The sequence below is a fragment of the Actinocrispum sp. NPDC049592 genome, from assembly GCF_040675465.1.
Lineage (GTDB): Bacteria > Actinomycetota > Actinomycetes > Mycobacteriales > Pseudonocardiaceae > Kibdelosporangium.
In genome coordinates this window covers 13,152-36,515 of record NZ_JBFAPA010000008.1, presented here as the reverse complement: position 1 = coordinate 36,515, position 23,364 = coordinate 13,152, and the positions used below count along the sequence as shown (strand labels likewise).

Sequence of the window (23,364 nt, the reverse complement as noted above, 5' to 3'; positions counted from 1 at the left end):
GTTACCGGTGACAGCAGCCGGATCAGCTTCTTCTGGCCGATCGTGGTGTCGGTCGCGATCTGGGCTCCAGGAGCTGCCGTTCCAGGCGTCGACGGCGTACGACTTGACCCGTTGGCCGATGTTCAGGTCCTCCTGGGTGGAGATGACGTCGAAGGTACGGGCCTGCGGCAGGGTGAGCACGAGTCCACCAGTGGTGTTGGTCAGCTGCCAGGAGGTGTCCAGGTTGCCGTCCAGCGCCAGGTTCGGGGGGTGCCCCGATGTATTGGTCGACCCGGTGTCGTTGGCGGCGTTCGCGCCGCTGGCGAGGTTGGTGCCGAACGTCCCGGACAGTCTGTTGTGGAGCTGGGACAGTGCCGTCACCGCCGACTGGTCGAAGACACCCGTCCGGTTGGGCGGGACGTCCAGCAGGAAGTTACAGTTGCGGCCCACCGAGTTGTAGTAGATCTCCTCGAGTTCCTGCGTGCCCCGCCAGGTGTCGCCGGGCTGCCAGAACCAGTTGTGGTGCGCCGACAGTGTCCCGTTGCACTCCGGGGGCGACCAGCGCAGCAGGTTCCACGCGCTGGTCCCATCGGACTTGCGCTGCGACAGCAGGCTGTCGCTGCCCAGATCAGGGGCGGCGTAGCCGCCGGGCGGATTGATAATGGTGTCGGCGGCGGTCGCGGCGTTGCCGGTGTAGGGCACGACCGACCACTCGGACTGGCGGGCGTAGCCGTTCTCGTTACCCACCCAGCGAATGTCCGGCCCGCCATCGTTCTCGATCGACGCATTGGGTTGCAGCCCGCGGACGATCCTGATCCAGTCGCTGAAGTTGTACGGCTGGTTGCGGCCGGTCGGGTTGGCGCCGTCCAGCCACAGCTCGTCGATGCTGCCGTAGCGGGACATCAGCTCGTACAGCGTGTTCTCGTAATAGGTGTTGTAATCGTCGGAGCTGAGGTGGAACGTGACCCCGTTGACGACCTCCGAGGGATCGCTGGGGATGGTCACCGCCCTGGCCGGGCTGCCGTTGGCGAACCGCCCGCCGGACTGGTTCTCGTGCAGGTCGGCAGGCGAGAGGTAGATACCGGCCTTCAGCCCGTACCTGTGCATGGAATCGGCGAAGTTGCGCACCACGTCACCGTTTCCGCCCATCCAGGCACGGTCGGACGTCACCCCGAAGGTCGAGTACTTCGACGGGAACAACAGGAAGCCGTCGTGGTGCTTGGCGGTGAGCACGGCCCCTTTGAACCCGTTGTCCTTCAGCGAGGCCGCCCACTGGTCGGTGTTCAGACCGGTGGGCTGGAAGATGTTCGGGTCCTCGGTGCCGGTGCCCCATTCCCTGCCGTCGAAGGTGTTGACGCCGAAATGGATGAACGCCATCGTCTCCAGTCGCTCCCAGGCCAGCTGACGCGGCGACGGCACGACATTCGCGGCGTTCGCGATGATCGTGGCGGGCGAGTCCGACGGAGCCACGGCGATCACCGGGGCGGGGGACGCCGCGGAGGCGGTTCCCGGCGTGGTCAAGGCGAGTGCGGCCACGCCCAGCACGGACAGCGTCCGCTTGGCAAGGGTGCGCATCGCCGGTGCTGATCGGCGTCGATCTACAGGGTCCATGGATGTGTCCTCGGTCAGGCCGCGGTGTTCGGCTTCGTGGAGCCACCGGTTCGATCGCGGCGGACAGGGAGAAACGTTGTGGCGCGGCCACCTGTGCTGGTGTGTCCTATAGGGACAGCCACAATGCTCTGTCTACAGAGGACTGGGACTGTCCATCGAATAAGTAGGCTCCATCTACTTACAGAGCGTCATACATCGGATAAATGCAGAGTAAGTAACCGCCACTTGCGCGTCAAGACACTGCCACTGAGCGTGAAACTTTCACGCATACGGTGGAGGACAAGCGGAGTTCGCAGTGGCAAGCAACGTCGTCGGCACGTCTCACCATCACAGTGATCCGATGATTTGTTCGGTACACCTCGGAACATGGGGACCACTAAGTCAGACATATTTCGAGTGGGTCCGCCGCGGCGCCAAGGCGGGTCCGGTGTGGACATGACCGCACCGTCGTGCTGACGGACAACGCCCCCTCCGCGAAAGTGGCACGCGGAGGGGGCGCTCGTCAGAGCCCGTCATCGCTCAGGCGCAGGGCACACCGTTCAATACGGGGGAGAGGAATGGTGGTGTGCCGCCGTTGTAGTTGGCGGTGTACCCGATGGTGACGGTCGCACCGGTGGCGAGCCGGCCGTTCCACGACGCGTTGTCGACCGTCACGATGTCGCCGGTGTCGGTCCACGTCCCGTTCCAGCCTTGGGTGACGGTCACGCCCGGCGCGGAGAACGTCAGTGTCCAGCGGTCCACGGGCGCCGCGTCGTTCTCGATGACGATCTCGCCGGTGTAACCGGTCGGCCAGGTGCTGACCACCCGGTGGGTGACCTTGCAGCCGCCGGGGGAGGGCGGGGTCGTGGGCGGAGTGGACGGCGGCGGACCGGCCGCGACGGCCAGGTCGTACGCCCGCTGCGGCACGAACTCGCCCGCTGCGGCGATGCATCCGTCCGCCTCACCCGGCGGTTTGACCCACAGGAAAGCGGCGATCTGGCCGTCCCCGGTCTGGTCGGTGCTCGGCGTGCCGATCGCGCGCCCGGCGGGGTCACACCATTCGCTGCCGGCCGGGCCGTTTCCGTTGCGGCTGGTGTCGATCACCGCTTTCAGCCGGCCGTCGCCGAGCTGGTTGAGGACCGCCTTGTCGTAGGCGATCTCGTCCGGGGTCGAGCGGTAGTTCGACACGTTGGTGGAGATACCGTCGGCACTGTTGGAGATGTCCGCGGACCGCAGCCGTGCCGCGGCCTCCCCCGGCGCCAGCCACGCCGAGTGGCCGATGTCGAAGTACACCCTCGCCTGCGCCGACCCCGCCTTGAGCCGCTTGCCCGCGTAGGCGATCGACGCCTTGGTCTGGGCCTGCTGGTCGGCGCTCTGGCAGTTCGTCATGAGCGCGAGGACGTCCGGCTCCAGCACGATCACCGCGGGCCGTCCCGCCAGCCCGGCCGCGACCTGGTCGATCCACGCCCGGTACGCCTCGTGTGAGGGCGCGCCGCCGCCGCTGGCCCCGCCGCAGTCGCGGTTGGGGATGTCGTAGACGACCATGATCGGGATCTTGCCCGCGCCCGCCGCGGCGCCGACGTAGGCGTCCACCTCGCCGCGTACTGTGCCGGTGTTGGTGGTGGTGAACCACCTTGCCTGCGGCACGGCGGCGATGCGGTCACGGATCACCTGGGCGCGCGAGTCACCGGAGTTCGCCGCGACCCACTTGGCCGCGTTGGTGTTCGGGTCGACGTAGAACGGCGACGTGGCGGCCTGGGCGCTGCCTCCGGCGGTGAGGACGGCGACGCTCGCGACGAGCGCGGCCGCGACGGCACCGGCGGTGATTGTACTGCTATGCATAGGGTTTCTCCTCACAGTGCCGGGTAGGCGTTGCGCACCAGCATGGTGAACTGCTCGGGGAACCACACACCCGCGTGCGGCGCGCCCGGCATCGCGCCGGTCAGGTTGCCGCCGTTGGCCTGCTGGTCGCCCCGGAAGGCCGGGTCGCACATCGGGTCGTGCTGCTTGCCCTCCTCGTTGGGACCCTCGGTCTTCGTCGCGATGCCGTCGGACTCTCCCGGCGGTTTGATCCACACGTAGGCATCGAAGTTGGGCCGCGGCGAGGCCTGCGGACGGCTGCCGATCCCCGCGCCGGCCTGGTTGCACCAGTTGCCCCGGTGCAGGCGGCGGTCGATGCGGCCGGAGAGCACGTAATCGTCCACAGTGGATCCACTGGCGCCGGTGGGCCGGTTCGCGCCGCCCCAGCCGTTGCGGGAGGTGTCGACCAGCATGCCGATGCCGCTTGGGAAGCCCGCTGCGACAAAGCGTTTGTACAGCTCGGCGCCGTAGTCGGTCTCGTCGAAGAACGGGTTCCATTCGTAGAACTTCGCGGACTTGAGCGGCTGCCCGCCGACGGTGAGGGCCGGGTCGGTGAGGTACTGCTCCTCGCTCGGCGTGTAGTTCGCGGTGTTGGACACGAACCCGTCGACGCTCGCGAAGCCTTTCTGCGTGCCCTTGACCACGTTGGTGTACAGCTGCACGGCCGGGCCCATGTTGCCATCCCAGCCCAGCCAGCCGGAGTGCGCTATGTCGAGGTAGTTGTAGACGTTGGGGATCGCGCTCAGCTTGTTCAGCGCGTACTGGACGCCCTGGACGTAAGCACCGCTGGACTGTGCCTCGGCGCACTTGGGTTTCGAGGTGTTGGTGACCAGGTTGGGCAGCGAGTCGGGCTCGACCACCGCGACGATCCGCAGGTCCTCGTACGCCGGGTCGGCGAAGATCGCGGCGATCGGGTCGATGTACTCGGTCTTGTAGCGGGCCAGGCCGTTCTGCCCGACCTGGAGCTCGCCGTTGGACGCGAGCGCCGAGCAGTCGCGGTTGGGCAGGTCGTAGACGACGATCTGGATCACGACCGGCCGACCCGCGGCGGCCTGCTGGCGCAGCGCCTCGTCCAAGTGCCCGCGTAGACCGCGTCCCGCGGTGATGGCGCCGATGCGGTCCATCCACACGGCGGTGGAGTTCTGTGCGACCTTGCGCATCGCCGCGCCCAGCGAGCCGCCGGTGCTGTCGGCGAGCGCATCGACCTGGGTCACGTAGTCGGGGTTGAGATAACCTTTGGCCCCCGCGTAGGGGTTCGCCACGCGGGGGTCGCCATCGTCGTTGCCAGGAGGCGTTGTCGTAGTGGTCGTCTCCGGCGGCGTAGTGATGACGGGGCCGCCCGTGCATGGCGTGCCGTTGAGCCTGAACACGTTCGGGACGCTGTTGGTGCCCGAGTAGGTCGCCTGGAAGCCGAAGGTCGAGGACGCTCCGAGCGCCAATGACTTCGCCCAGTCCGGGTTCTTCGCCATCACATGCTGTCCGGACTGCGTGGTGGTGGAGCTCCAGGCGTTGGTGATCCTCTGGTCACCGCTGAAGTCCCAGTCCAGGGTCCAGCCGTTGTCGATGGCGTCACCCAGGTTTCTCACCGTGACGTTCGCAGTGAACCCGGTGCTCCACTGGTTGACGTGGTAGTCCACCGAACATCCGGCGGTCGCGCTTGCCTGGTTGCCCGCCAGCACCAGCAAGCTCGAAAGGAGCGTCAGCGCCGCGACGGCTGTTCCGCCATGCAGCAGCGTCTTCGATCGCATCAAGGGTCCTCGCAGGGTCGTTGCCGTCCTCCGGTTCTGGGAGCGCTCCCAGACCGGATCGTGACTGTAACCGGGGGGCAACCAGCTGGAAAAGGGGCCGGAAGTCAGCGACTCGAAACTTCCACAGTGGTGCGCACACTTTTCTGCACGTTCCGTGACGGCTGCCCGCTGATCTTCGGGGGTATGCCTCGGCAGTGTTCGTCCCGAAACGTTTCAATGATCTACCAGCTGTATCCCGTTTCTCCGTCGATTAGGCCATTGGAGTGGCCACGCTCTGAAGTCGACCAATCGGTAAATGATCTTCTACTTTCATCCGTATTGCGCTGAATGGCGGAGGGTTCATAGGGTCGAACGGTCTAGCGCATTCCCATTTAGTGGGACGGCCGCTGGGATGTACGTCGCGATCGTCACCTTCAGTTCTGGCCGCCTGTCGCGGCGGCGCCGCCGACGGGCCGTTCCGTCGGCGCTTCCGGTCGGACTGCCGCCGCTTTCGGCCTAGTGCGCCAGGGCATTCAGGGCACAGCGCGCGGGCCGATCGTCGCCGTGTCCGATCGCATTCTTGAACAACCCCCTTTTCAGAACGCTTCGTGACCGATACAGTCCCCGAACTGGGAGCGCTCCCAGTTTCTGTGCCCGACCCCTGCAATCGGAGGCACACATGCGAAGCCGCACGTCCAGCGTGGTGACGGCCGTCCTCGAGCGGCGACTTCGAGGCACGCGAGTACCTGGCGAACCCGGCCTCCGGCATCACTGACTGCTTGTCCCAGTCCTGCGGCACGTTGAGGCGGTCACGTGACCGCCTACCCGAGCTCGCCACGCGTTTGAGGCGTCGAGTTCGGACCGGCCTCGGTGTGGGGCGCGTGAGACACGCCGCGCCCCGCACCGACTCCACCCAACCCAAGGTCGTGCGGGTCAACGGCTGACCCGTGACGGAGGAGGATGCATTGAGGTACTGGACCAAATCGAGGCGACGACGGCCCGGGCCGCTCGCGCTGAGCACCGTGGCGGCGACCGTCGCGGGCCTGTTACCGGTCGTCGCGCCGGTGGCGCACGCGGCCGTGGCCTGCACGGTCAACTACAACCTCACCAGTGAGTGGGGCAACGGGTTCGTCGCCGACGTGGCGATCCGCAACGACGGCGATCCCATCAACGGCTGGACGCTCACCTGGACCTTCCCCGACGGTCAGCAGGTGACCAACTTGTGGAACGGCGGCTACAGCCAGTCCGGTGCGAAGGTCACGGTCACCGCGCCGGACTGGAACAAGAGCATCCCGGCCGGCGGCAGCACGAGCTTCGGCTTCCAGGGCTGGAAAGGCGCGGCCAACGGCAAGCCCACCGACTTCGCGGTGAACGGAACCTCGTGCACCGGTGCGAACAAGGCCCCGTCCGTGGCGCTTACCGCACCCACGCCCGGCACGTCGTACCAAAGTGGACAGTCGATCTCGATGTCCGCCACCGCTTCGGACAGCGACGGCTCGGTCGCCAAGGTCGAGTTCCTCGCCGACGACGTGGTCGTGGCCACGGACAGCACTTCGCCGTACGAGGGCACATGGAGCGGTGCCGCGGTGGGAGACCACACGATCACCGCCAGGGCCACGGACAACAAGGGTGCGACGAGCACCAGCCTGCCAGTCCCGGTGAAGGTCCTCACCGGACCGACGGTCGTGGCGAACCCGGCCACGGTCAATGTCAAACAGGGCGGCACGGCGACCTTCGGCGTGACGCTGGCGAGCCAGCCTCCATCCTCTGTGGACGTTTCGGTCGTCCGGTCCTCGGGCAGCACCGACCTTTCCACGGCGCCCACCACCCTGACGTTCACCACGGCGAACTGGAACACCGCGCAGAACGTCACCGTCACCTCGGCGGACAACGGTGGTGACCTGGCCACGGCGATCTTCACCGCGAGCGCGACGGGTTACACCGCCGCGAACATCACGGTCAAGGAGATCCCGGCGTCCACTTCGGACTTCCAGCAGGCGTTCCTCGACCAGTACAACAAGATCAAGGATCCGGCGAACGGGTACTTCCGCAAGTTCGGCGACCTGCTGGTGCCCTACCACTCGGTGGAGACGCTGATGGTCGAGGCTCCCGACCAGGGCCACGAAACGACCTCCGAGGCGTTCAGCTACTACCTGTGGCTCGAGGCGAGCTACGGCCAGATCACCGGCGACTGGACGCCGTTCAAGCAGGCGTGGGCGTCGATGGAGAAGTTCATCATCCCTTCCCACGCCGATCAGCCGACCAACGACAAGTACAACCCCGCCAAGCCCGCGACGTACGCGCCCGAGTGGCCGCGGATGGACAAGTATCCCTCGCAGCTCGACTCCGGCGTTCCGGTCGGGCAGGACCCGATCGCTGCCGAGCTGAAGTCCGCCTACGGCACCGACGACATCTACGGCATGCACTGGCTGCTGGACGTCGACAACACGTACGGCTTCGGCCACTGCGGCGACGGCACGACGGCTCCCGCTTACATCAACACTTACCAGCGCGGGTCCTCGGAGTCGGTGTGGGAGACCATCCCGCAGCCGTCGTGCGACACGTTCAAGGCCGGTGGCCCCAACGGCTACCTCGACCTGTTCACAAAGGACTCCTCGTACGCCAAGCAGTGGAAGTACACCGACGCGCCGGACGCCGACGCGCGCGTGGTCCAGGTGGCCTACCTCGCCAGCCAGTGGGCCACCGCCCAGGGCAAGCAGTCCGCCATCGCGCCGGAGCTGGACAAGGCCGCGAAGATGGGCGACTACCTGCGGTACGCGTTGTTCGACAAGTACTTCAAGAAGATCGGCAACTGCGCGAGCCCGAGCTGCCCCGCTGGCGCCGGTAAGGACAGCGAGCACTACCTGCTGTCCTGGTACTACGCGTGGGGCGGCGCGTACGACACCTCAGCGGGCTGGGCGTGGCGCATCGGCGACGGCGCATCGCACCAGGGTTACCAGAACCCGTTGGCGGCCTACGCGCTTTCCAATGTGCTGAAGCCCAAGTCGGCCACCGGTGCGCAGGACTGGGCCAAGTCGCTGGACCGCCAACTTGAGTTGCTGCAGTGGCTGCAGTCCGCCGACGGCGCCATCGCCGGCGGCGTGACGAACAGCTGGGAAGGCAACTACGGGCCCCCGCCCGTCGGGACGCCGACCTTCTACGGCATGTACTACGACGCGCACCCGGTCTGGCACGACCCGCCATCGAACCGCTGGTTCGGTTTCCAGGTCTGGCAGATGGAGCGCACCGCGGCGCTGTACCAGCAGACCGGGGACCCACGCGCCAAGAAGATCCTGGACAAGTGGGTGCCCTGGGCGATCGCGAACACCACCGTGGGCTCGAACGGGGCCTTCCAGATCCCGTCGGACCTGCAGTGGAGCGGCAGCCCGGACACCTGGAACGCCACCTCGCCGGGAGCGAACGCTAACCTGCGGGTGACGGTGCTCAACAAGAGCCAGGACGTGGGCGTGGCGGCCTCGTTCGCCAAGACCCTGCTCAACTACGCGGCCAAGTCCGGCAACACCCCGGCCCGCACCATGGGAGAAGGGCTACTGACCGCTCTGCTGGCACACCAGGACGCCAAGGGCATCACCGTGCCGGAAACGCGTACGGACTACAACCGGTTCGACGATCAGTACGACACCACTTCCGGCGAAGGCACGTACGTGCCGCCGGGCTGGACCGGAAAGATGCCCAACGGAGACGCGATCAACGCCACCTCCACGTTCCTGTCGATCCGCTCCTTCTACAAGAACGACCCCGAGTGGCCGAAGGTGCAGTCCTACCTCAATGGCGGCCCGGCCCCGTCCTTCACCTACCACCGGTTCTGGGCACAGGCCGAGATCGCCACGGCGTTCTCGCTGCACGCGCAACTGTTCGGATAGCAGGTAGATGCCGACGCGTCCCCGGCACGAAAATGTGCCGGGGACGCTCGGGCCCATCGGCTTCGTTCGCAGCAGCTCCGAGATTGTTCAGGGCCGAGCGCCAGATCAAGATCCAGGGCCGTCCACAACAACGAGTGAGGCGCGAACGACGGTTAGTGCATCAGCGTCTCCGACAACGGTTTCACCATTCCCGCGGGCAACCACAACGTGCCGGCCAACGGCGCGTACGCTGGCAATCCGTCGATCTACGCGGCCTGGTCGTAGGCCATCGTCAGGCTCTGCCGCAAGCAGTCGGAGGCGGCGGCGTAACGGCCACGGTCCCCGTGGCATTGGCCGAAATTGTTCAGCACGACAGCCGTGCTGTAGTTGTGGCCGCTCCGGCGGGCGAGGTCCAGCGGGTACTCGTGCTGCTGGATCGCCCCATCCTCGTCTCCTCGTTGGTCCTGGATACTTGAACCGCAGCGATACCCCCATAACCACCACCACAGTCGCCGCCTAATCACGGCGCAAGCAAGCAGGCGGTCGAGGCGAGCCCGCTATGCCGGGACAGACGACGGACGAGGCACCGACCAAACGCTTGACACACAACGCCTACGCTGATGAGAGTGCGTTCCTGTGACTCGCGGCGGGTCCGCCCCCGTGGGGCGCGGTCCTGGTGACCCCTCGGCCGGTTGCGGGAGCGTGGTCAGGACGGGGCCAGTTGCTGGCTGAGCACGTCGAATCCGGCGTCGAGGCGGATCACCTGGCCGGTGACCGAGCCGAAGCCGCCATCGGCGAGCAGCGCGACCGCGGCGCCGATGTCCTCGGGCTCGAGAACCCGGCCGTGAACCGACCGTTGCGCGAAGGATGCGCGTCGGTCGTCGTCGAGAAAGCCGGCTGTGGCGTCGGTGTTCACCGCGCCGAGCGCGATCGTGTTGACGGTGACGCCGTACTGTCCGGCGTCTGCGGCGACATGCCGGCTGAACGTGTTCAGCGCTGCCTTCGCGGTGGAGTGCGCGGCGATCATGCCGACCTTGTCCGCGAGGGTGCTGGAGATGTAGATGATCCGTCCGGCACGCTGCTCGCGCATGATCGGCAGGACACGCTGGGTCAGGTGGTAGGAACCGGCGAGTTCGCCGACCACCTTGCCGGCGAACGCGTCCCATGGCAGCGACGCAAGCGGCTCGAACGGCGGCGGGACCGTGTTCGCGTTGCACACCAGCACATCCACGCGCCCATACGCGGCATGGACCCGGCTGACCAGTGCGGTCACCGAAGCGTCGTCGCACACGTCAGCCTGTTCGGCCTGGGCGGTGCCGCCTGCCGCCTCGATGTCGGCGACCACCTGCTTGGCCGCATCGGCGTTGCGGTGGTAGTTCACGATCACATGGTGCGCGCGCTGCGCCAGGCTACGTGCGATCGCTGCCCCGATACCGCGGCTCGCTCCGCTGACAAGTGCCACTGTGCTCATCGATCCTCCTTGTGTGCCATCGAGGTCCGACGCTAGCCGTAGGGCTTACTCAAGGTAAGGACTTACCTTTCTGTAAGCTACAAACATGGGCGAAAATGTTGAGGCCAAGCGGCTTCCGCGCAACAGGCACAGTGATCTGTTCCACAGCGAATGCCCGGGCCGGATCGTCTTCGACCGCATCACCAGCCGCTGGGCGCCGCTGGTCCTGGTCAAGCTGGCCGAAGGTCCGCTGCGGTTCTACGAGCTGCGCGACCAGATCGGCGGGATCAGCGAGAAGGTGCTGTCGGAGAAACTGCGCCTGCTCGCCCGGGACGGACTGATCGAGCGCACCGTCGAGCCGGCCATCCCGCCGCGGGTCAGTTATGCGCTCACCGGCATGGGCCACAGCGTCGCCAGACCGCTGCGCCAGCTCATGCGCTGGGTCTCCGACCACGGCGGCGCCATCCTGGACGCCCAGGCACGGCACGACCACCAGAACTGACGTCAGGCTCGCGAGCAGCACTTCCGCCCATCGGCATGTGCGTGTCTCCTTGGTGATCATTCGGTAGGCAGCCTCTTCGCGGCAGAAACGGATGTCGGCGAACTCCGCGAAGTCCATGTTCGAGATCGACAGGTTGTTCTCGATCGACTGCACCGCAGCCGGAATCGCACGGAACAGGCGGCCGCGGTCGCGCCAAAGACCGACGACGAGGATGGGATTGCCGGGCTCACGGACAGTGATGTCGTCGACGACCATGAAGAACGCGCGCGTGTCGCTGTCCGGGAGGAGGTCGAGCAGTTGCTCCGTGGTCAGGCCACGGTAGGCGTCATCGTCCACGAACTCGACATGAGCACGGAAGTCCTCCTGGGTGGGCTGGCTGATGGCCGCCCTGATCGCTTCCCACGTCTGCTGGTCGGAGAAGTCGGTACGGATCACCAGCGCGACACGGCTGAGCGGCAACGGGTTCATCGTCCTCGTCCTCGATCGGGTGCTCGGGTGGGCAGCAGTGCGGCGAATTGGTCCCACAGGGGTTGGTCAGCCATGATGGCAGGGCAGGCACGGGTACTCCTGGTGATCGCGAAGCCTCAGCAACTTCATGATCGCTAAGCCTGTGCCTGCACCACATCCAGGCCAGCCAGCCACCTCGATCTGTGCGACCGCTTAAGGAGCACGCCGGGCGACGCGGGCGCGAGCGGCGTCCAGCAGCGGCGCGGGTTCGACACCCAGCGTTACCAGGATCCGAAAGGCGAGCTGTCGGCTGCTCCAAAGTGCTGCAACAACTGGCCAGGCTCGCCGGAGCACGCCCGCAACGCGAAGGCCCCTTCGTACCCCGGTATCTCCAGCTGTCCGACCTGCACGAGTGGGTTCCCCGGCTGGCCAGCCTTCGCGCGTCGCAACGCGCTCAGCTACCAGGGATCTCCCGGCACCGCGCCCGGCAGTCGCTGGCCGGCGCGGTGGTCGTCGAGGCCTTGCTCACCGCCGCCGGTCACCAGTCGGTCCAGATCTGCCCACGGTCGACCAAGGAAGGGTGGCAGCCGCTGTGTGCGGTGTGGCAGCCATTTTCGCTGTGTGGCAAGGTTTTCGGAGACCGAGACGAGGTAGCAGTCATGGTTGGTCGGCGACGATCCGGATGGTGCACAACTGAAGGCTGACGGGTTCTACTTGGTGTGGTTCCAAAGTCAGCGGAGCGTCGAAGGCCGGTTCCCTCGCAACACTTCGTCGCCGAATGCGCGCTCAGCTCGCTGGCCGAGCCCGATACCAGATCGAGTCTGACTCGACCGGCGCGAGCCGTCGCCCCAAGCACGGGCCGCACATAGTTGCCCTGGTCCGATCTGCCTGACATGGAGGGCAGCAGTCCAGCGTGGTTCGCGGCTCTTGCCGTGAACCACGCGACCCCTCAGGTGACCAGAAGAGGGGGATGAGCCAGCGGCATCAGGTCACTTGCGGAGCTCCGTTTACGACATCTCCGCCGTTGGATTCGTTGCCGACACCCATCACCTGTTCACCATGGTGTAACTAGCGAAGAAGACGACCATGCCAACGAGGACCATCACCGACGTCACTGTGCAACGGGGTAGGGACGGGCCATCGTCGCTGGCTTCCGATAGTAGATGCCAGTACCCGCCGACGACGGCAATGCTCATGCCGTACCGGCATGAGCCACACCAACGCTGGGTAATCCTCGCCATATGAGAGAAAGCCGGTGGTTGAACTTCTTGGAGCGGGCAGTTCTGGCGATGTTCGTGTTGACGCTGGTTATGTTCCTGGTCCGAGTGGCGGGATGGCGTCCGGGTTGGTGGACAGTCGCCTGGCAGGTCTGCAGCGTTGTGTTCATACTGACGTTGTTGATGTACTTGAACGCTGGCGGCAGCAAGCGAGTAGTCAAGAGCAAGGTCGGCCAGACGGGGCTGGTGTTGCTGGGCCTGGCGTTCGCGGCGAACCTCATCACCTCGCTCTTCGACATCGCCTCATCAGCATGGGGTGTAGTCCGCGACGCGCTCGCCATCGGCTTCGCAGTGTGTTTCGTGACCTATGTCGTCATCCGTATCGCCCAGACGAGGAGGTCACGCGACAGGGAACACCCGACCAGCAGCGCCAGGTCATCACCGAACTCGGCCCTCGGCTCGGGATGACCAACCTCCACCCCGCCTGCACCGGCGATATCGTCGCGTACTGGATCGACAAACGACGCTGGCGGCACTTCGCCATCCCACACAGCGACTCCCGCACCGAAAAGACCTTCGGCGGTAAGACCTACCGCCGACCAGTCGCTATGCCCCTTCGTCGAGGCCCCAGAATGAGGGGCGACGGAGTCAAAAACTCTGTATCTGCATGCACGCCGTGACAACCGGGCGCGTGCCCACTGGGCGATCCGGGACAACCCCTGCGCGTGACCAGCCGTAGGAGCGTGACGCCATCTCCCAAGCCCGTCCACCGACTCGATTCGCCAAGTAGGTCAGACATACCGCCCTCCGCCGAGTTCAGCCGGAACGGACACGTCTTGCCCCTTCGCCGCTCCACCTACTCGTTCCAGCGCGGTCGGTCGCGCTGAGAAGCACTGCGGATCAGACTGGGCGCCTGGCACTGCCTGACAGCTGCTTGTCGACGTATCCGGGACATCCCACGGTGCGTCCATCACGACGCTTTGTCTTGTACGACAACACTCTCGCCAGTCAGCCACTTCATCATCTCGATTGACCGTGTCCGCAGCCGGCTCACCTCAGCCTCGAACGCCGCACTGTGTGTCGCTTGTCCGCCGTCCCACTGCTCGATGAACTCACAGCACACGTCCAGTATCTCGCGCGCGGTCACCACGACACTATTGTCTGGTGGTAGTCCGCGGCCATCACCGGCGAGGAGATCAGCGATGTGCCCGGCCAAGGCTTCTACATGGCGTAGTACTCCGGCAGGATCAGCGACAGGCACGAGGCGTGGGCGGCACATCACCAGCTCGATCCACACCAGGTTGGAGAGCAGCCGCTGCGCGGCAGACGTAGGCAGCACCTCTCGCTTGTTCCCACTGCGCCTGGCTGCCCCCGCTTGCACCTCCATCGGGTACCCATAGCCACTGCCTCCCCAACCCACATCCCAGCCGTGCGGGTACGAGCAAGATCGGAGCGTAGGTGGAACGTGTTACAGGAGGTGTCGGTCCACTAGCCTCCGTCTTTCATCATCAAGAACTGATCATGGGCTTGTCGGGTCCATGGGCCGACTGGTGGGACGGCCGGCGTGTGATCTTCCACTGTTCGCGGTGGAGGGCTTCGGATAGGTGTGGCTAGGGTCGGCAGCATGGCTGACGCTGTCGTGATTCCTGGTGGTGGGTTTGGGCCGGCAGCGGGACTGCTGATGTATGCCGGGGTGGTGGCGGAGCGACGCGGCGTGACAGTGCACCGGCATTGGTGGTCACAGCCGCCGTCGCAACCGTTCGAGCCGCAGATCGAAAGCTGGGTGTGCGACCAGATCAGGCCGCTGCTCGACCGCCTCGGTGGGAGCGCCCTGCTGATCGGGAAGTCACTCGGGACGAATGCTGCCACGCTGGCCGCCGAGCGGAGCCTGCCGGCGGTGTGGCTGACGCCGATTCTCACCGTGCCGTGGGTGGTCGCCGCTTTGGAGCGGGCAACCGCACCATTGCTGCTGGTGGGCGGCACGGGCGATGCGATGTGGGACGGTGCCAGGGCTCGTCGGCTATCGCCGTACCTGCTGGAGGTCAGGGAGGCCGATCACGGCATGCAGGTTCCTGGCCCGGTCAGCGAGTCGGTTGCCGTGCTTGGCCGCGTGCTTACCGCGATCGACGAGTTCCTCGACGCGATCGCCTGGCCACGCTGAGCCTGGGTGGCGTGTGTCAGGTGACGGGTCGCGGCAGCGCAGCCAACTGAGCGAACACTGCGGTGAGTTGTGTTGCCCAGGGCCAGTTCTGCGGTAGGCATAACCGCTTCGTCGGCCGCTGCGGGTGATCCTGGCAGCGACGTGTAGCAGGCGGTAACGCAGCTTCTTCGGGTCTGCTGCGCTGATAGGTGACATCTGAGTTGGCTTGCCGTGATGGTGAGCTGGGAGGATGTCGCTGTGCCCAAGCCCTACCCTCAGGAGTTCCGCGACGATGTCGTGCGGGTCGCTCGTGACCGTGAGCCCGGTGTGACGGTCGAGCAGATCGCCAAGGACTTCGGGGTGCACCCGATGACGTTGTTCAAGTGGCTGCGCCAGGCCGAGATCGACGAAGGCGTCAAACCCGGTGTGAGCAGGAACGACTCGGCCGAGCTGCGCGAAGCGCGCAAGCGGATCAAGTTGCTGGAGCAGGAGAACGAGGTCCTGCGCCGCGCGACTGCGTATCTGTCGCAGGCGAACCTGCCGGGAAAAGGCTTTACCCGCTCGTGAGCGAGCTGGCCGCGGACGGTATCCCGGTCGCGGTGACGTGCCGGGCCTTGAACATCGCTCGGCAGCCGTACTACCGGTGGCGTGCTCGGCCGGTCACCGAGACAGAACTCGAGCAGGCTCGTCGGGCGAACGCGTTGTTCGACGCGCGCCGCGACGATCCGGAGTTCGGCTACCGGTTGCTGGCCGACGAGGCCCGCGACGCCGGCGTGTCGATGGCGGATCGGACCGCGTGGCGGATCTGCTCGTCCATGGGCTGGTGGAGCGCGTTCGGCAAGAAACGCGGCCGCAACGGCAAGAAGGCCGGCCCCCCGGTCCACGACGACCTGGTCCGACGCGACTTCACCGCCACCGCGCCGGACCGGCTGTGGCTGGCCGACATCACCGAACACCGCACCACAGAAGGGAAACTGTATCTGTGCGCGGTCAAGGACGTCTGCTCCAACCGGATCGTGGGTTACTCCATCGACTCCCGGATGAAGTCCCGTCTGGCCGTCACCGCGCTCACTAACGCGGTCGCCCGCCGCGATGAGGTCGCCGGATGTGTGGTGCACACCGACCGCGGATCGCAATTCCGATCCAGGAAATTCGTCCGTGCGCTCGCTCGTCACGGCTTCACCGGCTCGATGGGCCGCGTCGGCGCCGCGGGCGACAACGCCGCCATGGAAAGCTTCTTCGCGTTGCTGCAGAACAACGTTCTCAACCGGCGCACCTGGTCCACCCGAGACGAACTGCGGACCGCGATCGTGACCTGGATTGAGCGCACCTACCACCGCCGCAGACGCCAGGCCGCCCTCGGCCGGTTGACCCCCATCGAATACGAAGCAATCATGACCACGCCAGCCAGCCAGGCTGCGTGACTACAACAGTCACCTATCGGTGCAGCAGACCCTCCAGCTAGCCGGCGTTGATGGCGAACACGCGGGAGGGAAGCGGCCGACGCCAGTGTCCTTGCCGCATCGGATGCGGTCCTCGACGCTATGCGCTCCCGGGGAAAGATCGCCCGGGTGTGGGACTTCGACGCATGGTCGGGCTGGTACATGGACTTAGTGCAGAAGCGCAACTATAGCTACAGAGCCACGGAGTGGCCCGCTACGAAGCCATGTAGCAGTCGTAAACAACAAATCGGGCTACCACAAAGTAACTCAGTCCGCTGTTCCAGTGACGGCATCACCATCTACGGACGCGGCGGCGCATGCCGCGCACCGGCCGGTGGAGAAATTGTTCGCGCTCAATGACAGCGTGGTGGGGCTGCGGCGGGCGAATGATCAGCCGGGCGAGCTTTACGGTCGCGATGATCACCACTGCGACCGGGACCACCACCGCCAGACCGCCGACGAGTCCGAGCGTCCGTCGGTCGAGCGAGGTCAGATGGTCGGCGAGGAACCGTAGCCAACGCTCTGCCTGGCCGGCGTTCCAGCGGTGGGAGGTGGGCACGCCGTCGGACATGGCGGAAGCGGTGGTGTTCCTGGCTTCGAAACTGGCGGGCACATCACGATGCACGACCTGTGTGTCGACGGCGGCGCCGCACTGGGAGCATGACCATGGGCATACCGGCCATCTCCGCCTATCCCTTGCCCGCGGACCACGAACTGCCCGAACAACTCGTGCGGTGGGGCCCGACCCGGCCCGCGCGGTGCTGCTGATCCATGACATGCAGCAGTACTTCGTCGACTTCTTCCCGCCGTGCTGACCAAATGGCGTTACAGCGCGTTCACCCGCACGGGCCTGACCGAGCTGATGCGCGAACGGCGGCGCGACCAGCTCATCGTGTGCGGGATCTACGCGCACGTCGGCTGCCTGATGACCGCGGCCGGCGCGTTCGCACAGGACATCCAGCCGTTCCTGGTGGCCGACGCGATCGCGGACTTCACCCGCACGGACTACCTGTCCACATTGGACTACGCGGCACGCAGGTGCGCGGCGACCCCGACGACCAGGACAGTCCAGAGTGGACTACGGGTGAACGTCGCAGTGCGTCACTGACCCACATCCGTCGGCTATGTTCCTTGGGACTGCATGGATCAGCCGACCGCGCACCGCTCGCACCTGGCGTCCTCCGCGACCAGGTGTGAGCGGGCGTGGGCCTCGTCGGCGAGGCGCTCCGGATAGAGGGCCAGCGCGCGTTCCCAGAGCCCGCGGGCCTTGGCCAGCTCGCCGCGGCGCAGCGCTACATGGGCCTGGCCCTCCACCGCACGGGCGATCTCCAGGGTGAAGTCGCGGCTGGTGGCCAGCGCCTCGGCCCGCTGGTGCAGATCGGCGGCCATCTCCACGTCGCCCAGCGTCAGGTAGGTCTCGCCGAGGCAGTTGAGCGCGGCGCACTCGACGTCGGCCACGCCCGCCGCCTTGCCCACGTCCAAAGCCAGCCGGCCGAGCCGGATCGCCGAGGTGAGATCGCCTTCCCGGCGGTGCACGGCGGCCAGCCACGCCAGCGCCCACCCCTCCCCGAACCGGTAGGCGACCTCCCGGCTGAGCACCAGCGCCTGCGTCAGATAGGACCTGGCCTGCTGGTAGCGGTGGAACCGCCCGTGCAGCCGGCCGATGTTGGCCAGCGACAGCACCTCGCCCTGCCGGGAGCCGGTGTCGCGGTTGATGACCAGCGCCCGTTCGAACTGTTCGAGGGCGTCGGGATACTCGCCGAGGTCCGCCGCGACGAACCCGAGGTTGTTGATCAGGACGCCGACGTCCCGCTCGCTGCCCAGCCGCTCGGCCAGCTCGAGGGCGATCCGGAAGCACTCCCGCGCCTCCCGGTACCGGGCGATCCGCAGGTACGTGATGCCCAGGTCCGAGGTCTGCCGCGCCTCACCGGCCTGGTCACCGGCCGCCTGGCTGATCACCAGGGCCTGCTTCAGCAGGTCGATCGCCTTGGCGAGCCGGCCGAGCTCGCGGTGGATGACGGCGATGTTGGCCAGCGCGGTGGACTGGCCGCGCTGGTCGTCCAGCCGCCGGGCCGCGGCGAAGGCGCCCTCGAACAGGTGCAGCCAGGCGACCCGGAAGTTCCTGCGCTCCAGGAACGGCCGCAACACGCAGGGCAGCTGCCAGGAGTGCACCGGCCAGCCGGACTCCCGCGCCTGCGTGGCCACCGCCATCAGGTTCTGGTACTCGGTCTCCAGCAGGCCGATCGCGCCGACCTCGTCGCGGGCCGCCGGGACCGCCACCGGGCCGGACGGGATGTCCGGCTCGAACCGCGAGATCCGGCCGGTCATCGGATCGCAGTACTCGTGCGCCAGGTACAGGTAGTAGTCGAACAGCCGGGCGGCCGCCTCGCGGCGGCCGGACTCGCTCTCGTCGGTCTGCGCGAGCTGCTTCGCGCAGTCGCGGATCAGGTCGTGCAGCTGGTACCGGCCCGCGGCGGGCTGCATGAGCAGGTTGCAGTCACACAGGCTTTCCAGCTGCTCCTCGGCCTCGTCCACGGGCAGGCCGGTCAGCGCGGCGACGGCGTACCGGTCGATGTCCTGGCCCGGATGGATGCCCAGCAGCCGGAAGGTCCGCCGGTGCAGGTCCGGCAGCGACGTGTAGGACAGCTGCAGCGTCGCATACACGCTGAGGTCGTCGACCGTCAGCGTGTGCATCCGGCGGCGGGTCTCGCGCAGCCGTTCGGCCAGGTCCGCGACGGTCCAGGCGGGCCGGTGCCGCAGCCGGGACGCGGCGATCCGGATCGCCAGCGGCAACCGGCCGCACAGTTCGACCACGTCGGCGACCGCGGCCGAGTCGTCGGTGGCCCGCTCCGCGATCCGCTGGAACAGCACCACCGCCTCGGCCGAGGACAGCACGTCCAGCGAAACCGGCCGGCCACCGTCGAGCGTGGTCAGCCTGCGGCGGCTGGTCACCAGGACGACGCCATCGGTCGTGCCGGGCAGCAGCGGCCGTACCTGTGCCGCGTCGGCGGCGTTGTCCAGCACCACGAGGATCCGTTTGCCCGCCGCCATCGACCGCCACCGCTCGGCGCGTTCGGTGAGCCCGGGCGGGATCAGCTCCACCGGCATGCCCGCCTGCCGCAGCAGGACGTCCAGCGCCGCCTCCGGGGTCTGCGGCTGCTTGCCGACCGAGAAGCCCTGCAGGTCGATGAAGTACAGCCCGTCGGGGTAGGAGCCGGCCAGCAGCTCGGCCAGGTGCACGGCGAGGGCGGTCTTGCCGACGCCGCCCATCCCGTCGATCGCGGTGATCACCAGCGGCCCGGCCGGGTCGCGGCGCACGTTCGCGACCACCTGGTCGATGTCGGCCGACCGCCCGACGAAGTCGCTCGGGCCGGCGGGCAGGTGGCGCGGCCGGGACAGCGCCGGGGGCGGCGGGCCGGGCACGGTGCCACGCAGGACCTGGGCATGGGCCTCCCGCAGGTGCTCGCCCGGGTCCAGGCCCAGCTCGTCGGCGAGCAGCCGCCTGCCTTCCTCGTACACGGTCAGCGCCTCGGTCTGCCGGCCCAGCGCGGCGAGCGTGAGCATCAGCAACGCGCGCAGCGGCTCCCGGAACGGATGTTCGCCCACCAGGCCGATCAGCTGGCTGACGAGGTCCTCCGCCTGGCCGAGCCCGAGCCGCAGCGCGCCCAGCCGTTCCACCGCGACCAGGTACTGCTCGTCCAGCCCGGCGGCCGCGGTGTCGATGGCGCGGCTCGCCCGCAGCCCGGCGACCGCCGGTCCCCGCCACAGACCGGTGGCGGCCAGCAGCGCCGCCGCGGCCTCGGCCGGCCGCCCGTCCGCCTCGGCCTTCTCCGCGGCCTGGGTCTCCGCCCAGAACCGGTGCAGGTCCAGACAGCCCTCGGGCAACACCAGCCGGTAGCCCGCCGGCTCGGTGACGATCGAGTCACCGTCCCCGCCGGCCGAGGTCAGCGCGCGGCGCAGCGCCCAGACCGCGTTGTGCAGCTGGGCCTGGGCCGTCTGCGGGACGGCCTCGTCCCACAGGCCGTCCACCAGGCGGTCCAGGGTGACCACCTCGTTGGCGTGGATCAGCAGCATCGCCATCAGCTTCTGCTGGCGGCGGCCGCCGAGGCGCACGACTTCTCCGCCGATCCGCACTTCGAGTGGCCCCAGGATCCGGAAGTCCATGCGCAACGACCCCATCCCGTGTCGCACCCCCCAACCCAGAGTAGCCCGATCAACGCGACCCGGAGACGCCGCGAAGAGCAGGTCAGCGCGGCCCGAGAGAAAACTGAGAGAACCCATTGCCACCATGGGCCGCTGTCCGGGGATCTTCCAGCCTCGCGGCCGGATACCACCAATGACGCGCCGCGAGTCGTCCACAGAAGGAGTGCGTATGCGGAAAGCCGTCGCCACCGGCCTGGCCGTGGCCGTGGCCGCGTTGGGCCTGGTGCTGGGCCTGACCAGCACCAGCGAAGGACCCTCGCAGGTCCGGTCCGGCTCCGACCCGATGATGGTCAACCTGCGCGGACCGGTCTGCAACCCGGCCTGCTAGCAGCCCGCCGATGACCCGACCGGCTCCCTCGGCATCGAGCACGAGAAGTCTCGTCTCGATGCTGGCCGCGCTGACCGCGGTGTTCGCCGTGACCTGGCTGGTCCAGGTCACGGCGTCGCGGTCGGCCTCGGACCAGTGGGCGGCACAGGCCAGGACGGCGAGCCTCGTCTGGCACCAGGACTGGCGGGTGTTCACCCGGGTGCCGATCGGGGCGGACACCGTCGCCTACGACGCCCGTGACCTGACGCTGATCACGATGTATGCCACCAGTTCCGGCAACCGCTGGGGTCTCAGCCGGATCGCCTACGCCCAGTGGATGGAGATGGCGGCCGTGGACCGCGTCATTCCCGCCGACCAGTGGCACGACTGCGCGGCCGACGCGATCGAGCAGTGCCGTCCGGTGCTGGGGTCGATCTCCGCGTTCCCGCTGGCGAACCCGACCCGCGACGCGACGGTGTGCGGCCGGATCGTGTTCTCCCGGGAGACCCCGCTGCCTTGGCAGGACGCCAGACCCACCGCGGGCCGGACCCGCCGGATCACCGCCATCTCGTTGCTGGACTTGACATGTGGTCACTGAGACGACTGTGGACGGGCCTGACCGAGGCCGCGGACCGGTTCGAGCCGCGTGGCCGGCCGCTCGCGGTGAGCCGGTCCCTGCTGGCCCTGGCCAGCGGGTGCCTGCTGGTGTTCAGCCCGGACCGGGCGTTGTTCCCGCGAACGACCGGTGTCACCGATGGGCCGGTCTGCGAGGGGATCGGCCGGGTGTCGATGTGGTGCCTGGCCGAGTCCGCTGGCGTGAACCTGCTGGTCTGCCGGGTGATCGCGCTCGCCGTCCTGGCGGTCGTCGCGCTCGGCTACCGGCCCCGGTGGACCTGTATCCCGCATTGGTACGTGACCTACAGCCTCAGTGCGGCGATAGCCCTGCCGGACGCGGGGGAGCAGGTCATCCGCATCCTCACCCTGCTGCTCATCCCGATCTGCCTCGGTGACGACCGGCGATGGCAGTGGCCGGCACCGGCCGTCCCGCTGAGCGCCGCCTGGCGGGGCCGGGCCTACGCGGCCCAGCTGTTCGTCCGCGTCCTCGGCGTGACGATCTACGCCGAGGCGTCCCTCAGCAAACTCGCCGTGCCGGAGTGGCGGGACGGCACCGCGGGCTATTACTGGCTGGTGCACGAGCACTACGGCTCGGCCATCGCGATCCAGTCGCCGCTCGGGACCATCCTGCAGGAGCGGATCGGTGTGTCGGTCGTGACCTGGGGTGCCTTGGCCACCGAACTGACCTTGGCGCTGTGCCTGTTCGGCTCCGGACGGATCCGCAGGGCGGGCTGGGCGCTGGCGATCGGCATGCACGGCTCGATCGCGGTGCTGATGGGGTTCACGACATTCGCGATGACCATGGCAGGTCTGTGGGCGATCGCCTGCGCCGGAGCAGGCCGGATATCCGGGGGAGAGGCCGGCTCGCGCCCGGTGGAGTCCGGGTTGAGAGCCGGTGGAGAGAACACCGTTCTAGCGTCGGACGAGTGAGTCGGTGTCGTCGCGGTTGGCTGTCGTGGCCCGCGACGCCGGGGAACTGGCAGGGAATCGTTCGTCGCCAAGGTGTTGGGGGACTTCGTGCCGGAGAACATCGACAGCTGCGGCCGGGCGGACGCGGCCTGTTCATCCGTGGTGGACCGGGTGCCGGTCGGGGTACCGTTGCCCGCCGAGTCACCGAGACTCGCCGGCGAGGATCCCGAGTACGTCCGCCTGCTCGCGCAGATCGGCACCGAGCTGCCGCCGATCATCGTCAGCCGCCGGACGAACCGGGTCATCGACGGCATGCATCGGTTGAGCGCCGCGCGAATACGGGGCGACGAGACGATAGCCGTCCGGTACTTCGACGGTGACGACGACGCCGCTTTCCTGATGGCGGTGGAGATCAACATGCGGCACGGGCTGCCGCTGTCGCCCGCCGACCGTGAGGCCGCCGCGGCGCGCGTGCTGGCCAGCCATCCACATTGGTCGGACCGGACGATCGCGGAACGCACCGGCCTTGCCTGGACGACGATCGGGGCCATCCGCCGGCGGGGCGGCCCGGACCTGCCCCAGCCGGCGGCCCGGGTCGGCAAGGACGGCCGGAGCCGTCCGGTCGACGGCCGCGTCGGGCGAGTGCTGGCCAGCAAGGAGATCGCGGCCCGCCCGGACGCGTCGCTGCGGCAGATCGCGAAGGCGGCGGGGATCTCGGTGGCCACCGCTCGGGATGTGCGGGATCGGTTGCGGCGTGGGGAGGATCCGGTGCCGGACCGGCTGCGCCGGGACACCGGACCGGCCGGCCGGCTCACCGAGGTGGTCGACGTGCAGGCGACCGTGCGCGGCCTGCGAAGCGATCCTTCATTGCGGCTGACCGAATCCGGGCGCGCCCTGCTGCGCTGGCTCGACGGCCACGTCATCGGCGGCGACGAGTGCACGGCGGTGGCCGCGGCCGTCCCGCCGCACTGTGTCGAGGTGATCGAGGCGATCGCGCGCAGGTGCGCGGAGAACTGGTCGGAGCTGGCCACGGCGTTGCGGAACTACAACCGTACAACTGGGTGAATCCACCGGTTGAACACCTTGTGGGGGCTGGATCCGGCCCCTCACAAG

17 protein-coding genes and 3 pseudogenes are annotated in these 23,364 nt (G+C 67.6%); 11 read left to right on the top strand and 9 right to left on the bottom strand.

The genetic code is table 11. The features are described 5' to 3' along the window. Nucleotides 1-24 precede the first annotated feature (24 nt). The 3 genes and pseudogenes from AB0J95_RS21115 to AB0J95_RS21105 form a co-directional block, all read right to left on the bottom strand. Nucleotides 25-1,356 (bottom strand): annotated as a pseudogene (locus AB0J95_RS21115) (alpha-L-fucosidase); the annotation flags it as partial. Nucleotides 1,357-2,109: 753 nt separating this feature from the next. Continuing rightward, nucleotides 2,110-3,411, bottom strand: a complete 1,302-nt coding sequence (locus AB0J95_RS21110; RefSeq protein ID WP_364760079.1) for a glycoside hydrolase family 6 protein — start codon at nt 3,409-3,411, stop codon at nt 2,110-2,112. An 11-nt stretch (nt 3,412-3,422) separates the two neighbouring features. Next, the gene (locus AB0J95_RS21105) at nt 3,423-5,177 is read right to left on the bottom strand and encodes a glycoside hydrolase family 6 protein (RefSeq protein WP_364760076.1); all 1,755 of its coding nucleotides are present in this window, start codon (nt 5,175-5,177) and stop codon (nt 3,423-3,425) included. A gap of 944 nt (nt 5,178-6,121) precedes the next feature. On the opposite strand from AB0J95_RS21105, the gene AB0J95_RS21100 reads away from it, so the two are divergent. After that, nucleotides 6,122-9,040, top strand: coding sequence for a glycoside hydrolase family 48 protein (locus AB0J95_RS21100; protein ID WP_364760073.1), 2,919 nt, complete (start codon nt 6,122-6,124; stop codon nt 9,038-9,040). A gap of 245 nt (nt 9,041-9,285) precedes the next feature. On the opposite strand, the gene AB0J95_RS21095 is transcribed toward AB0J95_RS21100, so the two are convergent. Both AB0J95_RS21095 and AB0J95_RS21090 read right to left on the bottom strand, forming a co-directional pair. Then, complete coding sequence (locus AB0J95_RS21095) at nt 9,286-9,543, bottom strand: tetratricopeptide repeat protein (protein WP_364760070.1); 258 nt, start codon at nt 9,541-9,543, stop codon at nt 9,286-9,288. Nucleotides 9,544-9,725: 182 nt separating this feature from the next. After that, complete coding sequence (locus AB0J95_RS21090) at nt 9,726-10,490, bottom strand: SDR family oxidoreductase (RefSeq protein ID WP_364760067.1); 765 nt, start codon at nt 10,488-10,490, stop codon at nt 9,726-9,728. Between the two features lie 85 nt (nt 10,491-10,575). Here AB0J95_RS21090 and AB0J95_RS21085 point away from each other — a divergent pair, with 85 nt between their 5' ends. From AB0J95_RS21085 to AB0J95_RS21075, 3 genes and pseudogenes are all read left to right on the top strand, one after another. Then, on the top strand, nt 10,576-10,971 hold the full coding sequence (locus AB0J95_RS21085) for a helix-turn-helix domain-containing protein (protein WP_364760064.1): 396 nt from the start codon (nt 10,576-10,578) through the stop codon (nt 10,969-10,971). A 746-nt stretch (nt 10,972-11,717) separates the two neighbouring features. Then, a pseudogene (locus AB0J95_RS21080) lies at nt 11,718-12,122 on the top strand (hypothetical protein); the annotation flags it as partial. A gap of 537 nt (nt 12,123-12,659) precedes the next feature. Next, nucleotides 12,660-13,103, top strand: a complete 444-nt coding sequence (locus AB0J95_RS21075) for a hypothetical protein (RefSeq protein WP_364760061.1) — start codon at nt 12,660-12,662, stop codon at nt 13,101-13,103. A 502-nt stretch (nt 13,104-13,605) separates the two neighbouring features. Here the strand turns inward: AB0J95_RS21075 and AB0J95_RS21070 are convergent. Continuing rightward, nucleotides 13,606-14,022, bottom strand: coding sequence for a hypothetical protein (locus tag AB0J95_RS21070; protein WP_364760058.1), 417 nt, complete (start codon nt 14,020-14,022; stop codon nt 13,606-13,608). 294 nt (nt 14,023-14,316) lie between these two features. Here AB0J95_RS21070 and AB0J95_RS21065 point away from each other — a divergent pair, with 294 nt between their 5' ends. Then, the gene (locus tag AB0J95_RS21065) at nt 14,317-14,796 is read left to right on the top strand and encodes a hypothetical protein (protein ID WP_364760055.1); all 480 of its coding nucleotides are present in this window, start codon (nt 14,317-14,319) and stop codon (nt 14,794-14,796) included. A 16-nt stretch (nt 14,797-14,812) separates the two neighbouring features. Here AB0J95_RS21065 and AB0J95_RS21060 read toward each other — a convergent pair. Continuing rightward, nucleotides 14,813-14,982: pseudogene (locus AB0J95_RS21060) on the bottom strand (transposase); the annotation flags it as partial. Between the two features lie 51 nt (nt 14,983-15,033). Here AB0J95_RS21060 and AB0J95_RS21055 point away from each other — a divergent pair. Next, nucleotides 15,034-16,199 (top strand): IS3 family transposase gene (locus tag AB0J95_RS21055; protein ID WP_364760052.1). Its coding sequence is split into 2 segments (ribosomal slippage): nt 15,034-15,318 and nt 15,321-16,199, totalling 1,164 coding nucleotides; the frame shifts between segments, so codons are not numbered across the junction. A 310-nt stretch (nt 16,200-16,509) separates the two neighbouring features. Here AB0J95_RS21055 and AB0J95_RS21050 read toward each other — a convergent pair. Continuing rightward, nucleotides 16,510-16,842 (bottom strand): hypothetical protein, encoded by a 333-nt coding sequence (locus AB0J95_RS21050; RefSeq protein ID WP_364760049.1) that lies wholly within the window; start codon nt 16,840-16,842, stop codon nt 16,510-16,512. A gap of 183 nt (nt 16,843-17,025) precedes the next feature. Between AB0J95_RS21050 and AB0J95_RS21045 the strand changes: the two genes are divergently transcribed. Further along, nucleotides 17,026-17,325: an isochorismatase family protein gene (locus AB0J95_RS21045; protein ID WP_364760046.1), complete on the top strand. Its 300-nt coding sequence runs from the start codon at nt 17,026-17,028 to the stop codon at nt 17,323-17,325. 38 nt (nt 17,326-17,363) lie between these two features. Here the strand turns inward: AB0J95_RS21045 and AB0J95_RS21040 are convergent, their stop codons facing one another. Further along, a complete protein-coding gene (locus AB0J95_RS21040) occupies nt 17,364-20,381 on the bottom strand; it encodes a BTAD domain-containing putative transcriptional regulator (RefSeq protein WP_364760043.1) in 3,018 nt (1,005 codons plus the stop codon). Between the two features lie 208 nt (nt 20,382-20,589). Here AB0J95_RS21040 and AB0J95_RS21035 point away from each other — a divergent pair, with 208 nt between their 5' ends. From AB0J95_RS21035 to AB0J95_RS21020, 4 genes are all read left to right on the top strand, one after another. Beyond that, on the top strand, nt 20,590-20,748 hold the full coding sequence (locus tag AB0J95_RS21035; RefSeq protein ID WP_364760040.1) for a hypothetical protein: 159 nt from the start codon (nt 20,590-20,592) through the stop codon (nt 20,746-20,748). A gap of 10 nt (nt 20,749-20,758) precedes the next feature. Continuing rightward, complete coding sequence (locus tag AB0J95_RS21030; protein WP_364760037.1) at nt 20,759-21,325, top strand: hypothetical protein; 567 nt, start codon at nt 20,759-20,761, stop codon at nt 21,323-21,325. Next, complete coding sequence (locus tag AB0J95_RS21025) at nt 21,313-22,272, top strand: sporulation-delaying protein SdpB family protein (protein ID WP_364760034.1); 960 nt, start codon at nt 21,313-21,315, stop codon at nt 22,270-22,272. The genes AB0J95_RS21030 and AB0J95_RS21025 overlap by 13 nt, the downstream gene beginning before the upstream one ends. 87 nt (nt 22,273-22,359) lie before the next feature. Then, on the top strand, nt 22,360-23,316 hold the full coding sequence (locus AB0J95_RS21020; RefSeq protein ID WP_364760031.1) for a streptomycin biosynthesis protein: 957 nt from the start codon (nt 22,360-22,362) through the stop codon (nt 23,314-23,316). The last annotated feature ends 48 nt before the right edge of the window (nt 23,317-23,364 follow it).

Coding starts and splice junctions, on each gene's coding strand:
- AB0J95_RS21065 (WP_364760055.1), top strand. CDS start 14,317: ATGTATGCCGGGGTGGTGGCGGAGCGACGCGGCGTGACAGTGCACCGG.
- AB0J95_RS21075 (WP_364760061.1), top strand. CDS start 12,660: ATGAGAGAAAGCCGGTGGTTGAACTTCTTGGAGCGGGCAGTTCTGGCG.
- AB0J95_RS21110 (WP_364760079.1), bottom strand. CDS start 3,411: ATGCATAGCAGTACAATCACCGCCGGTGCCGTCGCGGCCGCGCTCGTC.
- AB0J95_RS21070 (WP_364760058.1), bottom strand. CDS start 14,022: ATGGAGGTGCAAGCGGGGGCAGCCAGGCGCAGTGGGAACAAGCGAGAG.
- AB0J95_RS21035 (WP_364760040.1), top strand. CDS start 20,590: ATGCGGAAAGCCGTCGCCACCGGCCTGGCCGTGGCCGTGGCCGCGTTG.
- AB0J95_RS21040 (WP_364760043.1), bottom strand. CDS start 20,381: ATGGACTTCCGGATCCTGGGGCCACTCGAAGTGCGGATCGGCGGAGAA.
- AB0J95_RS21105 (WP_364760076.1), bottom strand. CDS start 5,177: ATGCGATCGAAGACGCTGCTGCATGGCGGAACAGCCGTCGCGGCGCTG.
- AB0J95_RS21090 (WP_364760067.1), bottom strand. CDS start 10,490: ATGAGCACAGTGGCACTTGTCAGCGGAGCGAGCCGCGGTATCGGGGCA.
- AB0J95_RS21025 (WP_364760034.1), top strand. CDS start 21,313: ATGTGGTCACTGAGACGACTGTGGACGGGCCTGACCGAGGCCGCGGAC.
- AB0J95_RS21030 (WP_364760037.1), top strand. CDS start 20,759: ATGACCCGACCGGCTCCCTCGGCATCGAGCACGAGAAGTCTCGTCTCG.
- AB0J95_RS21085 (WP_364760064.1), top strand. CDS start 10,576: ATGGGCGAAAATGTTGAGGCCAAGCGGCTTCCGCGCAACAGGCACAGT.